Consider the following 13,236-nt stretch of genomic DNA (forward strand, 5'->3'; position numbering starts at 1 on the left):
CGCCCTGATGCTGGCCGAGCCGCTCGACGCCGCCACCCTCGCCTTCGCGGTGGCGGTGATCGGCGTGGTTGCCGCGGGCCGCCGTACCGCCGTGCGCAGCGCCCCCGCTGGTCCCGTGCCCGCGCCCGCCGCCGAAGAACTCCACCCCATCCCTCCGGGACGACCCCACTGACAGGAGACCTTATGTCCGTCTACGACACCCTTGCCCGCCTCGGCATCGAACTGCCCGGCGCCGGCGCCCCCGCCGCCGCCTACGTGATGGCCGCCCAGACCGGCAACACCGTATTCCTTTCCGGCCACATCGCGCGCAAGGACGGCAAGCCGTGGGCCGGCAAGCTCGGCAAGGACCTCACCACCGAAGACGGCAAGGCCGCCGCGCGCGCCATCGCCATCGACCTGCTGGCCACGCTGCATGCGCACCTCGGCGACCTGAACCGCGTCACCCGCGTCGTCAAGCTGATGAGCCTGGTCAACTCCACGCTGGAATTCACCGAGCAGCACCTGGTGACCAACGGCGCCTCGGAGTTCCTCGTCGAAGTGTTCGGCGACGCCGGCAAGCATGCCCGCAGCGCCTTCGGCGTGGCGCAGATCCCGCTCGGCGCCTGCGTCGAGATCGAACTGATCGTCGAGGTCAAGTAAGCCCCGGCCACCGGGCCGGCGCGCGGCATCCCGCGCGGCCGGCCCGCCACGACAGACAAACGAACCCCGCCTTTCCCATGCGCATCGACAACCTGCCGTTCGGCACCACCGACTGGTCCGCCGTCGCCCCGACCCGCCACCCGGGCGAGACCGGCGAAGCCCTCTGGCGCACCCGCCAGTTCGGCGATATCCGAGTGCGCATGGTGGAGTATTCTGCCGGTTATCTCGCCGACCACTGGTGCACCAAGGGTCACATCCTGTTCGTGCTGGACGGCGAGCTGCATACCGAGCTGGAAGACGGCCGGCAGTTCGTGCTCCGCGCGGGCACGAGCTACCAGGTCGCCGACCAGGCCGAGCCGCACCGTTCGTCCACGCCGACCGGCGCGCGGCTTTTTATCGTTGACTGAGTCGGGCGCGCCCGACTCCCATACCCATACCAAGAGACCATCATGAACTGGGCCATCTCCCGCCGGGCACAAGCTCTGACCAGCTCGGCCATCCGCGAAATCCTGAAAGTCACCGAGCGTCCGGAAGTCATTTCCTTCGCCGGCGGCCTGCCCTCCCCGGCCACGTTCCCGGTAGCGGCGATGGAGCAGGCGGTAGCCCGGATCTTCGCCGACAATCCGCAGGCCGCGCTGCAGTACGCCGCCACCGAGGGCTACATGCCGCTGCGCGAGTTCGTCGCCAGGCGCCACAACGTGGGCGTGGAGCGCGTGCTGATCACCACCGGCTCGCAGCAGGCGCTGGACCTGATCGCCAAGGTGATGATCGACCCGGGCAGCCCGGTGCTGGTGGAGACGCCCAGCTACCTCGGCGCGCTGCAGGCGTTCTCGCTGTTCGAGCCGGAGTTCGTCTCGGTGCCCGGCGACGACAAGAGCCTGCTGCCCGAGGCGCTCACGCCCGAGCTGACCGCCGGCGCGCGCTTCCTGTACGCGCTGCCCAACTTCCAGAACCCGACCGGCCGCCGCATGCCGCTGGAGCGCCGCCAGGCGCTGGTGGCGCGCGCGCGCGAGCTGGGCCTGCTGCTGGTCGAGGACGATCCCTACGGCGAGCTGAGCTACCGCGGCGACCAGCTGCCGAGCCTGCTGTCGATGAACCCGGACGGCGTGATCTACATGGGCTCGTTCTCCAAGATCCTGGCCCCCGGCCTGCGCCTGGGCTACGTGATCGCCCCGCCCGACCTGCACTTCAAGCTGTGCCAGGCCAAGCAGGCCTCGGACCTGCACACGCCGAGCTTCACGCAGCGCCTGGCGTTCGAGGTGGTGCGCGACGGCCTGCTGGATTCGCACATCCCCACCATCCGCACGCTCTACGCCGCGCAATGCCAGGCCATGCTGGACTCGCTCGCGCGCCACATGCCCGAGGGCGTGAGCTGGAACGCGCCGGAAGGCGGCATGTTCATCTGGATGGAGCTGCCCGAAGGGCTGGACAGCATGGAGATCCTGCAGGAAGCGGTCAAGCGCAACGTGGCCTACGTGCCGGGCGCGCCGTTCTACGCCAGCAACCCGCGCCGCAACGCGCTGCGCCTGGCCTTCGTGACGGTGGCGCCGGAGCGCATCGAGCAGGGCGTGGCCATCCTCGGCACGCTGTTCCGCGAGGCCATCGCCAAGCAGGCGCCGCAGGCCAGGGCAGCCTGAACGCCACACGCCGCGCGGCTCGGCCTCCTGGCTGATACCTGCGCGGCGGGCTTCATGGCAAGATAGCGGCCATCGCCCGTTCGCACGGGCCTGGCACAGCCAAGGGAGACGTGTTCGTGCTGCGTATCTGGGGTCGACTCTCATCGATCAACGTGCAGAAAGTGGTCTGGTGCGCGCGCGAGCTGCACCTGGACCACGAGCGCATCGACATCGGCATCCGCGAGGGCGACCTCGACACCGAGGCCTACGTGCGCCTCAACCCCAACCGCCAGATCCCGGTGATCGAGGATTTCCGCGGCACCGACGTGGGCGGCGAGCCCTTCGTGCTGTGGGAGTCCAACGCCATCGTGCGCTACCTGTGCGCGCATGACGGCGAAGACACCCTGTGGCCCGGCAACGTCAAGGCGCGCGCGCTGGCCGACCGCTGGATGGACTGGCAGACCAATACCTTCAGCCCCGCGATGGTGGATGCCTTCCGCCAGCTCGTGCGGGTGCCGGAAGGCGAGCGCGACCAGGCCCTGATCGCGCATTCGCTAGCGCGCACCGAGCCGCTCGCGGCCCGGCTCGACGAAGCGCTGGCCGACCGCGAATTCATCTGCGGCGACCGCTTCACGATGGCCGACATCCCGCTGGCCTGCTCGGCCCACCGCTGGCTGGGCATGCCGGCGCAGCGCCAGCCGCGCCCCCATCTGGAGCGCTGGGTGGCCGCCATGCGCGCGCGCCCGGCCGCGTCCGGCATCCTCGTGCTGCCGCTGGCCTGAGCGGCCAGCCGCCATCTTCCCGGTCTTCTACCTGGCGCGGTGTCCGCCCGACACCGCCGCCAGCACGCCCAGCCCGATCAGCGCCCCGCCCGTGACGTAGCGGCCCGCCGCGCTGGCGCCGCGGGCGCGCCCCAGCAGCGGCAGCAGCGCCGCCGCGGCCAGCACGTAGCAGCAATCGGTAAAGGACGCGACCAGCACGAACGTGGCGCCCAGCACCATGCTCTGCGGCAGCGCGGGCGCGGCCGCGTCCATGAACTGCGGCAGGAAGGCGGCGAAGAACAGCGTGGTCTTCGGGTTCAGCATGGCCACCACCATGCCGTCGCGGAACACCTTGCCGAGGCTGGCCGCCGGCACCGCCCCGCCGGCGTCCGCCGCCGGGCGCGCGCGCAGGGCCCGCACGCCGAGGTAGACCAGGTAGGCCGCGCCGGCGTACTTGACCACCGCGAACGCCAGCGCCGACACCGCGAACAGCGCCGCCAGCCCCAGCGCCGCCGCCAGCGCGTTGACCAGATTGCCCAGCGCCACGGCGGCCACCGAGGCCAGCCCGCTGCGGCGGCCCTGCGACAGCGTGCGCGTGACGATGTAGATCACGGCGGGCCCGGGCGTGACCGCCAGCACCAGGCTGGCCAGCACGAAGGCGGCGAACAGGGCGCCGCCCGGGATGGCGTGGGAAATGGCAAGCGGCATGGCGAACGGCATGGCAAGGCTCCTTCGGGATCGCGCGGCGCCGCCGGCGGCGGACACTGGCGGATACTGGCGGACATCAGCGCATTCTGCCACCGCCGGCCCGCGCCGGCATGCATTTGCGGATCGGCACGTTTGGAGTAACCTCCCGGGGGTGCGCGGCGTGCCCCAGCCTGCCCCCAGGCAAACCCTGATCCGTGAATCCGGTTCATGGGGGTGATGATCCGATTTAGGGCGGCGCGGCGGGAACCCCTCCTTAGAATCCGAAGTTTGTCCCACAGGCGGCCCGCGTGGTCCGGGGCAGGAAACCGGGAAAAGCGGCCAACGCGGCCAGCGCGACCAGCGTCACGAGCACCGCAAAAGCCGCTGAACGGACGAAGAAGCAGCCGAGAAAAGAAAACAGCCGATAAACCGCTGAGACATGGCAGGCCGGAGCCGAAGCAAAGAAAACCTGCCGCCCAACCCGAGGAGGATGCAGACATGTGGAGTCAAATCTATGACCCGCTAGGCAGCATGGCGTTGTCCACGCTTGCCGCAGGGGTACCCGTGGCCGTGCTGCTGGCAGCACTGGCGTTCTTTCACCTGCAGGCCCACCTGGCCGCCGGGCTGGCGCTGGTGGTGGGCGTGGTCATCGCCTCCGCCGTGTTCGGCATGCCGGCCGCGATGGCCGGCAAGGCGGCCGGCCTGGGCATCGTCTCGGGCCTGTTCCCGATCGGCTGGATCGTCCTCAACATCATCTTCCTGCACCGCCTGACCACGCTCAACGGCTCGTTCCGGGTGCTGCAGAACTCGATCTCCGGCATCACCGAGGACCGCCGCCTGCAACTGCTGCTGGTGGCGTTCAGCTTCGGCGCGTTCTTCGAGGGCGCGGCCGGCTTCGGCACGCCGGTGGCGGTGACCGGCGCCATCCTGATCGGCCTCGGCTTCTCGCCGCTGGCCGCCTCGGGCCTAGCGCTGATCGCCAATACCGCGCCGGTGGCCTACGGCGCGCTGGGCGCGCCGCTGATCGGCCTGGCCTCGGTCACGGGCCTCGACCTGCTGCAGCTCTCGGCGATGGTCGGCCGCCAGTTGCCGTTCTTCTCGGTGCTGGTGCCGTTCTGGCTGATCTGGGCCTTCGCCGGCTTCCGCGGCATGCTGGCGATCTGGCCCGCCATCCTGGTGGCCGGCGTGTCGTTCGCGGTGCCGCAGTTCCTGGTGTCGAACTTCCACGGCCCGTGGCTGGTGGACGTGATCGCCGCGCTGGTGTCGATGGGCTCGCTGACGCTGTTCCTGAAAGTCTGGAAGCCGAAGGAGACCTGGACCTCCACGCGCATCCTGGGCCGCCACGACGACTCCAAGGTCGACGACCCCGAAGCGGTGGCCGCCGAAGCGCGCGCCAACGCCGCCTCCGCCGGCATCTCGGTGGTCAAGGCATGGGTGCCGTGGGTGATCCTGACGGTGTTCGTGTTCGTCTGGGGCATCCCGGAATTCAAGAAGCTGATGGACGGCATCTGGCAGTGGCGCTTCCCCATCCCCGGCCTCGACAAGGCCGTGCTCAAGGTGCCGCCGGTGGTGCCCAAGCCCACCGCCGAAGGCGCGGTGTTCGCCTTCAACGTGCTGTCGATGGCCGGCACCGGCATCCTGGCCTCGGCGCTGCTGGGCGGCCTGCTGATGGGCTACTCGGTGCCGCGCCTGATCAAGGAATACTGGGAAACCATCAAGCTGGTGAAGTACTCGCTGCTGACCATCTGCGCGATGTTCGGCATCGGCTACCTGACCCGCTACTCGGGCCTGGACGCCACGATGGGCCTGGCCTTCGCCCACACCGGCGTGCTCTACCCGCTGTTCGGCACCATGCTGGGCTGGCTGGGCGTGGCGCTGACCGGCTCCGACACCGCCTCCAACGTGCTGTTCGGCGGCCTGCAGAAGACCACGGCGGAACAGTTGGGCCTGTCGCCGATCCTGATGGCCTCGGCCAACAGCTCGGGCGGCGTGATGGGCAAGATGATCGACGCGCAGTCCATCGTGGTGGCGTCCACCGCCACCAAGTGGTACGGCCATGAGGGCGAGATCCTGCGCTACGTGTTCTTCCACTCGATCTCGCTGGCGATCCTGGTCGGCCTGTTCATCACGCTGCAGGCGTATGTGCATCCGTTCACGCAGATGGTGATCCGCTGACGGACCGGCCGCCGATGATGGCCTTCCCTCTCCCGCGCGCGGGAGAGGGAAACAAGAAAATCCAAACGATCAGGCCAGCAGCCGGTACGCCAGCCGCGCCGCCGCCCGCGCGCCGCAGCCATCGCGGTCGTACAGCGGATTGAATTCGGCGAGGTCGGCCACGCGCAGCTTGCCGCTGGCGCGCACCAGTTCCACCACCGCCTCCACCACCGGCAGCGGCACGCCATAGGCCGCGGGCGCCGATACCGCCGGCATCACCGCCGCGGGCAGCACGTCGAGGTCGATCGTCAGATAGACGTGATCCACCGCGTCGATGCGCGCGCGCAGTGCTTCCAGCCGCGCGTCGAGGTGCCGCTCCTGCATCAGCACGTCTTCCACGTAATGCACGCCGAGCGCGTCGGCATGCGCGAACAGCGCCGCGGTATTGCCGAGCCGGCTCACGCCCAGGCAACTGTATTCGAAGCGCTGGCCGCGCGCGCGGCAGGCTTCGGCGATCTGGTCGAACGGCGTGCCGGAGCTGCCGGGGCGGGCCGTGCGCAGGTCGAAATGCGCATCGAGGTTGAGCACCAGCACGCGGCCGTTGTCGCCGCGCGCGTCGAGATGCGCGCGCAGGCCCTGCCACGTGCCCCAGGCGATCTCGTGGCCGCCGCCGAGCACCAGCGTGAAGGCGCCGCGCGCCAGTTCCGCGGCCACGGCGCGGGCCAGCGCCTGCTGCGCGGCTTCGAGGTCGCCGTCGGCGCAGATGACGTCGCCGCCATCGTGGAAGGCTTCGAGGCCGTGCGCCGGCGCGCCGGCCAGCGCGCGGCGGATCTCGTGCGGGCCGCCCGCGGCGCCGGCGCGGCCCTGGTTGCGCAGCACGCCGGCGTCGCAGCAGAAGCCCAGCAGCACCGGCGCGCCCGGCACGCGCGCGGTGCCCGTGCGCACCACGTCGAACAGCCGCCGCGTGTCGCCGCGCTCGTTGCCGTCGGTGCGGCCGCGCCAGACGGGGTGCGCGCTTTCCTGCGCGGCAGGCAGCATCACCGGCTCGCTCATGACAGACGGCGGCCCAGCGTTTCCGGCACCATCGCCAGCCCGGCCAGCGAGACCAGCCCGCAGCCGATCACGTAGAAGGCCGGCGCGTTCGGGTTGGCGGTGAGGTGGATCAGCTCGGTCGAGAAGAACTGCGCGAAGCCGCCGAAGATGGCGATGGCGACGCAGTACGCGATCGACAGCCCGGTGGCGCGCAGGCGCTGCGGCAGCACCTCGCTGACCAGCACCATCGAGGCCGGCGAGGTCAGCGACATCGGCACCGACAGGCAGCCCACCACCACCAGCAGGCGCGCCAGGCCCGGCTCGGCGTTGATCAGCACGAAGGCGGGATAGATCATCGCCAGCAGCGCCACGCGCGACCACAGCACCACCGGGCGGCGGCCGAAGCGGTCGGCCAGGCGGCCCGCGAACGGCGACAGCACCACCTGCACGCCGGCCGCCACGCAGGCCGCCCAGATGCCCAGCGACAGCGGCATGTGCAATTGCGACACCGCGTAGTTGCTGAGGTAGTAGACCACGATGTAGGTCGACGAGGCCACGCCGATCATCAGCAGCACGCTGGCCGCCAGCGCGCGGCCGTGCTCGCGCAGCAGCTGCATGGACGAGGCGTGCTCCGACGCATGGGCCGCGGGCGCGGTCTCCTCCAGGCGGCGGCGGATCACCAGCCCCACCGGGATCACCAGGATGCCGATGGCGAAGGCCACGCGCCAGCCCCACGCCTCCAGCTCCGCGGGCGCGAGCACGTTGCTGAGCAGCAGCCCGACCAGCGCGCCGAGCAGCGCCGCCAGCCCCTGGCTGAACGGCTGCCAGCTCGTGTAGAAGCCGCGCGAGCGGTCGTCGGCGTACTCCAGCAGCAGCGCGGTGGACGCGCCCATCTCGCCGCCGATGGCGAAGCCCTGCACCAGCCGCGCGAGCAGGATCAGCACCGGCGCGGCGATGCCGATCTGGGCGTAGGTCGGCGTGACCACGAAGATCACCGCGCTCAGGCCCATCAGCCACAGCGTCAGCGCCACCGCCGGCTTGCGGCCCGCGCGGTCGGCGTACATGCCGATCAGCAGGCCGCCGAGCGGGCGCATCAGGAAACCCACGCCGAAGGTGGCGAAGGACAGCAGCAACTGGCCGGTGGCGTCGGCCACCGGGAAATACAGGCGGCCGATCAGCGTGGCGAAGAAGCTGTAGACCACGAAGTCGTAGAACTCCAGGCCGTTGCCGATGGTGATGGCGGCGATGGCCTTGAAGCGGGACAGCGGCGCGGGCGCGGCGCCTTGCAGGGCCGCGGCGCCGGGGGCGGTGTTGTCGATGAGCATGATGTCTGCCTGGAACGATGTAATCATGGCGCCCGCGCGGCGAGGCGCCGGGGGGCGTCGGGGAGATGGCGCGAGGTCAGTCCGGCGCCAGCGCGGGCTCGCCGTGCGGATCGCGGCGCGGCCGCACCCACAGCCACCACGCCGCCACCAGCAGCGCGAGCCAGACCGCGCCCACCGCGAGCGCGGCGCGGGTCTGCGGAAACCAGCCGAGCACGCCGAAGACGAACAGCATGAAGCCGATCGCCGCGAGCGGCGCCAGCGGCCAGAACGGCACCGGGAACTTGAGCGCGGCCGCCTCGGCGCGGCTCATGCGCCGGCGCATGACGAACTGCGACAGCAGGATCATCAGCCACACCCAGACCGTGGCGAAGGTGGCGATGGAGGCGATCAGCACGAACACGTCCTCGGGCATCACGTAGTTCAGCACCACGCCGGCCAGCAGCGCCAGCGCCATCACCACCACCGTCATCCACGGCACGCCGTTGCGCGAGACGCGGGCGAACGCGCGCGGCGCGTGGCGCAGCACGGCCATGCCGTACAGCATGCGGCCGGCGCCGAAGATGTCGCTGTTGATGGCCGACACCGCCGCCGAGATCACCACCACGTTGAGCACCGCCGCGGCCGAGCCGATGCCCAGGCGGCTGAAGATCTGCACGAAGGGGCTGCCCTCGCTGCCGACGCGGTGCCACGGGTAGAGCGACATCAGCACGCCCAGCGTGAGCACGTAGAACAGCAGGATGCGCAGCGGCACCGCGTTGATCGCGCGCGGAATCACACGCTCGGGGTCGCGCGCCTCGCCGGCGGTGATGCCGATGATCTCGATGCCGCCGAAGGCGAACATCACCACCGCGAACGAAGCGATCACGCCAGCCACGCCGTTGGGCATGAAGCCGCCGTGCGCCCACAGGTTATGGATGCCGGTGGCGCCGCCGCCACCGGCCATGCCGAGGCCGAACAGCATGATGGCCACGCCGCCGCCGATCATGGCGACGATGGCGCCGACCTTGAGCAGCGACAGCCAGAACTCCAGCTCGCCGAAGACCTTGACGCTGAGCAGGTTGAGGCCGCCGATCAGGAACACGATGCCGAGCACCCAGATCCAGCGCGGCACGTCCGGGAACCAGAACCCCATGTAGATGCCGAACGCGGTCACGTCGGCCAGGCAGACGATGACCATCTCGAAGGTGTAGGTCCAGCCGAGCAGGAAGCCCGCCAGCGGCCCCAGCGCCGTGTTGGCGTACTGGCCGAACGAGCCGGACACCGGGTTGCGCACTGCCATCTCGCCGAGCGCGCGCATCACCATGTAGACCGCGGCGCCGCCGATCAGGTAGGCCAGCAGCACGGCCGGACCGGCCGCCTGGATGGCCGAGGCCGAGCCGTAGAAAAGTCCGGTGCCGATCGCCGAACCGAGCGCCATGAAGCGGATGTGGCGCGCGCCCAGGCTGCGCTGCAGGCCTTGCGGCTGCTGTTGCATCTGCATCTGTTCTGTCTCCGGGTCATTGTTCTGTCGCGCCCGTTTGCGGGCGGCGCACGCGGGCATCCGCGCGCGCCGCCCCGGGCGTCATGGCATGGCGCGCCCTGACGCGCGCGGCGTCACAGGCTGGGCAGCAGCCCCGCCGGCAGCAGCGCGTTCAACCCGCCCGCGGCCAGCAGGCGGCTGGCCGCCTCGATGTCGGGCGCGAAGAAGCGGTCCTTCTCGTAGTACGGCACCTCGGCGCGCAGCAGCGCGCGCGCCTGCTCCAGCGGCGGCGAGCTCTTGAGCCCTTCGCGGAAGTCCAGGCCCTGGCACGCGCCCAGCCATTCCACCGCGAGGATGCCGCGCACGTTCTCGGCCATCGCCCACAGCCGCTTGCCGGCGTTGGGCGCCATCGACACGTGGTCTTCCTGGTTGGCCGAGGTCGGCAGGCTGTCGACGCTGTGCGGATGCGCGAGCGCCTTGTTGTCGCTGGCCAGCGCGGCGGCGGTGACCTGCGCGATCATGAAGCCGGAGTTGACGCCGCCGTTGGCCACCAGGAACGGCGGCAGCTGCGACATGTGGCGGTCCATCATCAGCGAGATGCGGCGCTCGGACAGCGAGCCGGTCTCGGCGATGGCCAGGGCGATGTTGTCGGCCGCCATCGCCACCGGCTCGGCGTGGAAGTTGCCGCCCGAGATGACGTCGCCTTCGGCGGCGAACACCAGCGGGTTGTCGGACACCGCGTTGGCTTCCGCCGCCAGCACCTCGGCGGCCTGGCGCAACTGCGTCAGGCAGGCGCCCATCACCTGCGGCTGGCATCGCAGCGAGTACGGGTCCTGCACCTTGTCGCAGTCCGCGTGCGAGCGCGCCAGCGCGCTGCTCTCGCCGAGCAGCGCGCGGTAGGCCGCGGCCGCGTCGATCTGGCCGCGCTGGCCGCGCACGGCATGCACGCGCGCGTCGAACGGCGCGCGCGAGCCGAGCATGGCCTCCACGCTCAGGCCGCCGCACACCAGCGCGGCGCCGAACAGGTCCTCGGCCTCGAACAGGCCGCGCAGCGCGTAGGCGGTCGAGACCTGCGTGCCGTTGAGCAGCGCCAGCCCTTCCTTGGCCGCCAGCGTCAGCGGACGCAGGCCGGCCACTTCCAGCGCCTGGCGCGCCGGCAGCCACTGGCCGCGGTGGCGCGCCTGGCTCTCGCCAAGCAGCACCAGCGACATGTGCGCGAGCGGCGCGAGGTCGCCCGAGGCGCCGACCGAGCCCTTGAGCGGGATGTGCGGATAGACCTCGGCGTTGACCAGCGCGACCAGCGCCTCGATCACCTCGCGGCGGATGCCGGAGAAGCCGCGCGCCAGGCTGTTGACCTTGAGCAGCATGATCAGGCGCACCATCGCGTCGTCGAGCGGCTCGCCCACGCCAGCGGCGTGCGACAGCACCAGCGAGCGCTGCAGGTTCTCCAGGTCTTCGCTGGCGATGCGGGTCTGCGCCAGCAGGCCGAAGCCGGTGTTGATGCCGTAGGCGGTGCGGCCCTGCGCGACGATGGACTCGACGCAGGCCACGCTGGCGTCGATGGCGGCGCCCGCGCTGTCGTCGAGGCGCAGGCGCAGCGGCTGCCGGTAGGCGGCGCGCAACTGGGCCAGGCTCAACTGGCCGGGCTTGAGGGTCAGGTCGGTTGCGCTCATGCTCAGGCCTCCTTGCCGCCGGTGATCATCGGCAGGTTCAGGCCCTGCTCGCGCGCGCACGCGATGGCGATCTCGTAGCCCGCGTCGGCATGGCGCATCACGCCGGTGGCCGGGTCGTTGTGCAGCACGCGCGCGATGCGCGCGGCGGCCTCGTCGGTGCCGTCGCACACGATCACCACGCCGGCATGCTGCGAGAAACCCATGCCCACGCCGCCGCCGTGGTGCAACGACACCCAGGTGGCGCCGCTGGCGGTGTTGAGCAGCGCGTTGAGCAGCGGCCAGTCGGACACCGCGTCGGAGCCGTCGCGCATGCTTTCGGTCTCGCGGTTGGGGCTGGCCACCGAGCCGGAGTCGAGGTGGTCGCGGCCGATCACCACCGGCGCCGACAGCTCGCCGCTGCGCACCATCTCGTTGAAGGCCAGGCCGAGCCGGGCGCGCTGGCCGAGGCCGACCCAGCAGATGCGCGCCGGCAGGCCCTGGAAGCTGATGCGCTCGCGCGCCATGTCGAGCCAGCGGTGCAGGTGCGCGTCGTCGGGGATCAGCGCCTTGACCTTGGCGTCGGTCTTGTAGATGTCCTGCGGGTCGCCCGACAGCGCGGCCCAGCGGAACGGGCCCACGCCGCGGCAGAACAGCGGGCGGATGTAGGCCGGCACGAAGCCGGGGAAGTCGAAGGCGTTGGCCACGCCCTCTTCCTTGGCCATCTGACGGATGTTGTTGCCGTAGTCGAAGGTGGGCACGCCCATCTTCTGGAAGTCCAGCATGGCCCGCACGTGGCGCGCCATCGACTGCTTGGCGGCCTTGACGGTGCCGGCCGGGTCGGTGCGCGCGCGGTCGCGGTACTGGCCCCAGGTCCAGCCGGCCGGCAGGTAGCCGTTGAGCGGGTCGTGGGCGCTGGTCTGGTCGGTGACCATGTCCGGGCGCACGCCGCGGCGCGCCAGCTCGGGCAGCACCTCGGCGGCGTTGGCGCACAGCGCGATGGAGATGGCCTTGCCCTCGGCCGTGTAGCGGGCGATGCGCGCCAGCGCGTCGTCGAGGTCGGCGGCCTGCTCGTCCACGTAGCGCGTGCGCAGGCGGAAGTCGATGCTGGCCTGCTGGCATTCGATGTTGAGCGAGCACGCGCCGGCCAGCGTGGCGGCCAGCGGCTGCGCGCCGCCCATGCCGCCCAGGCCCGCGGTCAGCACCCAGCGGCCCTTGAGGCTGCCGCCGTAGTGCTGGCGCCCGGCCTCGACGAAGGTCTCGTAGGTGCCCTGCACGATGCCCTGGCTGCCGATGTAGATCCACGAGCCGGCGGTCATCTGGCCGTACATGGCGAGGCCCTTGGCATCGAGCTCGTTGAAGTGCTCCCAGGTGGCCCAGTGCGGCACCAGGTTGGAGTTGGCGATCAGCACGCGCGGGGCGTTGGCGTGGGTCCTGAACACGCCGACCGGCTTGCCCGACTGCACCAGCAGGGTCTCGTCGTCGCCCAGCGTCTTGAGCGTGGCGACGATCTGGTCGTAGCAGTCCCAGTTGCGCGCGGCGCGGCCGATGCCGCCGTACACCACCAGCTCCTTCGGGTTCTCCGCCACTTCCGGGTCGAGGTTGTTCATCAACATGCGCAGCGGCGCCTCGGTCTGCCAGCTCCTGGCATTCAGTTGGCTGCCGCGCGGGGCGCGGATCTCTACATCGCGGAAACGGAGGCTGTCGCTCACGGGGGAACTCCTTGGGATTGACGCTGGAATGCGGCCGGCACGCTCACCGTGCGGCCATGTCGTGGGTGTATAGTGTTGTATATACAAGCATAGATGTATTGGTAATTTCCCGGATATGGCGGGCTGGCGGCGGGCAAGCGCGCCGGATATGTGCGGGGAGCGGCACGGAAAGCGGCGCGGGCGGCGCCCGGGAGACCGCGGG

Annotated in this window: 11 protein-coding genes; 5 read left to right on the forward strand and 6 right to left on the reverse strand. The window is 70.8% G+C overall.

Going from position 1 to position 13,236, the window contains the following annotated elements:
- The first annotated feature begins 183 nt into the window (after positions 1-183).
- The 4 genes from K206_RS0102395 to K206_RS0102410 all read left to right on the forward strand — a co-directional run bounded on the left by K206_RS0102395 (position 184) and on the right by K206_RS0102410 (position 3,037).
- The gene (locus K206_RS0102395) at positions 184-639 is read left to right on the forward strand and encodes a RidA family protein (RefSeq protein WP_020200806.1); all 456 of its coding nucleotides are present in this window, start codon (positions 184-186) and stop codon (positions 637-639) included.
- Between the two features lie 77 nt (positions 640-716).
- Positions 717-1,046 carry a DHCW motif cupin fold protein gene (locus K206_RS0102400; protein WP_020200807.1) on the forward strand — a complete coding sequence of 110 codons (330 nt, stop codon included), beginning with the start codon at positions 717-719 and terminating at the stop codon, positions 1,044-1,046.
- Between the two features lie 42 nt (positions 1,047-1,088).
- A complete protein-coding gene (locus K206_RS0102405; RefSeq protein ID WP_020200808.1) occupies positions 1,089-2,276 on the forward strand; it encodes a PLP-dependent aminotransferase family protein in 1,188 nt (395 codons plus the stop codon).
- 116 nt (positions 2,277-2,392) lie between these two features.
- Complete coding sequence (locus tag K206_RS0102410) at positions 2,393-3,037, forward strand: glutathione S-transferase family protein (RefSeq protein ID WP_029043146.1); 645 nt, start codon at positions 2,393-2,395, stop codon at positions 3,035-3,037.
- A 27-nt stretch (positions 3,038-3,064) separates the two neighbouring features.
- On the opposite strand, the gene K206_RS0102415 is transcribed toward K206_RS0102410, so the two are convergent.
- Positions 3,065-3,736 carry a LysE family translocator gene (locus tag K206_RS0102415; protein WP_020200810.1) on the reverse strand — a complete coding sequence of 224 codons (672 nt, stop codon included), beginning with the start codon at positions 3,734-3,736 and terminating at the stop codon, positions 3,065-3,067.
- 465 nt (positions 3,737-4,201) lie between these two features.
- Here K206_RS0102415 and K206_RS0102420 point away from each other — a divergent pair, with 465 nt between their 5' ends.
- Positions 4,202-5,878 (forward strand): L-lactate permease, encoded by a 1,677-nt coding sequence (locus tag K206_RS0102420; RefSeq protein ID WP_029043147.1) that lies wholly within the window; start codon positions 4,202-4,204, stop codon positions 5,876-5,878.
- A 69-nt stretch (positions 5,879-5,947) separates the two neighbouring features.
- Here K206_RS0102420 and hutG read toward each other — a convergent pair whose 3' ends face one another.
- The 5 genes from hutG to hutU form a co-directional block, all read right to left on the reverse strand.
- A complete protein-coding gene (gene hutG / locus K206_RS0102425; protein ID WP_020200812.1) occupies positions 5,948-6,910 on the reverse strand; it encodes a formimidoylglutamase in 963 nt (320 codons plus the stop codon).
- The gene (locus K206_RS0102430; protein ID WP_020200813.1) at positions 6,907-8,214 is read right to left on the reverse strand and encodes an MFS transporter; all 1,308 of its coding nucleotides are present in this window, start codon (positions 8,212-8,214) and stop codon (positions 6,907-6,909) included. The genes hutG and K206_RS0102430 overlap by 4 nt, the downstream gene beginning before the upstream one ends.
- A 76-nt stretch (positions 8,215-8,290) precedes the next feature.
- Entirely contained in the window at positions 8,291-9,688 is a 1,398-nt protein-coding gene (locus K206_RS0102435) for an amino acid permease (protein WP_029043149.1), read from the reverse strand.
- Between the two features lie 119 nt (positions 9,689-9,807).
- Complete coding sequence (gene hutH / locus K206_RS0102440) at positions 9,808-11,346, reverse strand: histidine ammonia-lyase (protein WP_020200815.1); 1,539 nt, start codon at positions 11,344-11,346, stop codon at positions 9,808-9,810.
- A gap of 2 nt (positions 11,347-11,348) precedes the next feature.
- Positions 11,349-13,034, reverse strand: a complete 1,686-nt coding sequence (hutU, locus tag K206_RS0102445) for a urocanate hydratase (protein ID WP_020200816.1) — start codon at positions 13,032-13,034, stop codon at positions 11,349-11,351.
- Between the last annotated feature and the right edge of the window lie 202 nt (positions 13,035-13,236).

The sequence above is a fragment of the Cupriavidus sp. WS genome (genome assembly GCF_000395345.1).
In the GTDB taxonomy this organism is placed as follows: domain Bacteria; phylum Pseudomonadota; class Gammaproteobacteria; order Burkholderiales; family Burkholderiaceae; genus Cupriavidus; species Cupriavidus basilensis_B.

Excerpts from the sequence above, each read along its gene's own strand:
- K206_RS0102415 (WP_020200810.1), bottom strand. The coding sequence starts at position 3,736 with ATGCCGTTCGCCATGCCGCTTGCCATTTCCCACGCCATCCCGGGCGGC.
- K206_RS0102395 (WP_020200806.1), top strand. The coding sequence starts at position 184 with ATGTCCGTCTACGACACCCTTGCCCGCCTCGGCATCGAACTGCCCGGC.
- hutG (WP_020200812.1), bottom strand. The coding sequence starts at position 6,910 with ATGAGCGAGCCGGTGATGCTGCCTGCCGCGCAGGAAAGCGCGCACCCC.
- K206_RS0102420 (WP_029043147.1), top strand. The coding sequence starts at position 4,202 with ATGTGGAGTCAAATCTATGACCCGCTAGGCAGCATGGCGTTGTCCACG.
- K206_RS0102400 (WP_020200807.1), top strand. The coding sequence starts at position 717 with ATGCGCATCGACAACCTGCCGTTCGGCACCACCGACTGGTCCGCCGTC.
- K206_RS0102430 (WP_020200813.1), bottom strand. The coding sequence starts at position 8,214 with ATGCTCATCGACAACACCGCCCCCGGCGCCGCGGCCCTGCAAGGCGCC.
- hutH (WP_020200815.1), bottom strand. The coding sequence starts at position 11,346 with ATGAGCGCAACCGACCTGACCCTCAAGCCCGGCCAGTTGAGCCTGGCC.
- K206_RS0102435 (WP_029043149.1), bottom strand. The coding sequence starts at position 9,688 with ATGCAACAGCAGCCGCAAGGCCTGCAGCGCAGCCTGGGCGCGCGCCAC.
- K206_RS0102405 (WP_020200808.1), top strand. The coding sequence starts at position 1,089 with ATGAACTGGGCCATCTCCCGCCGGGCACAAGCTCTGACCAGCTCGGCC.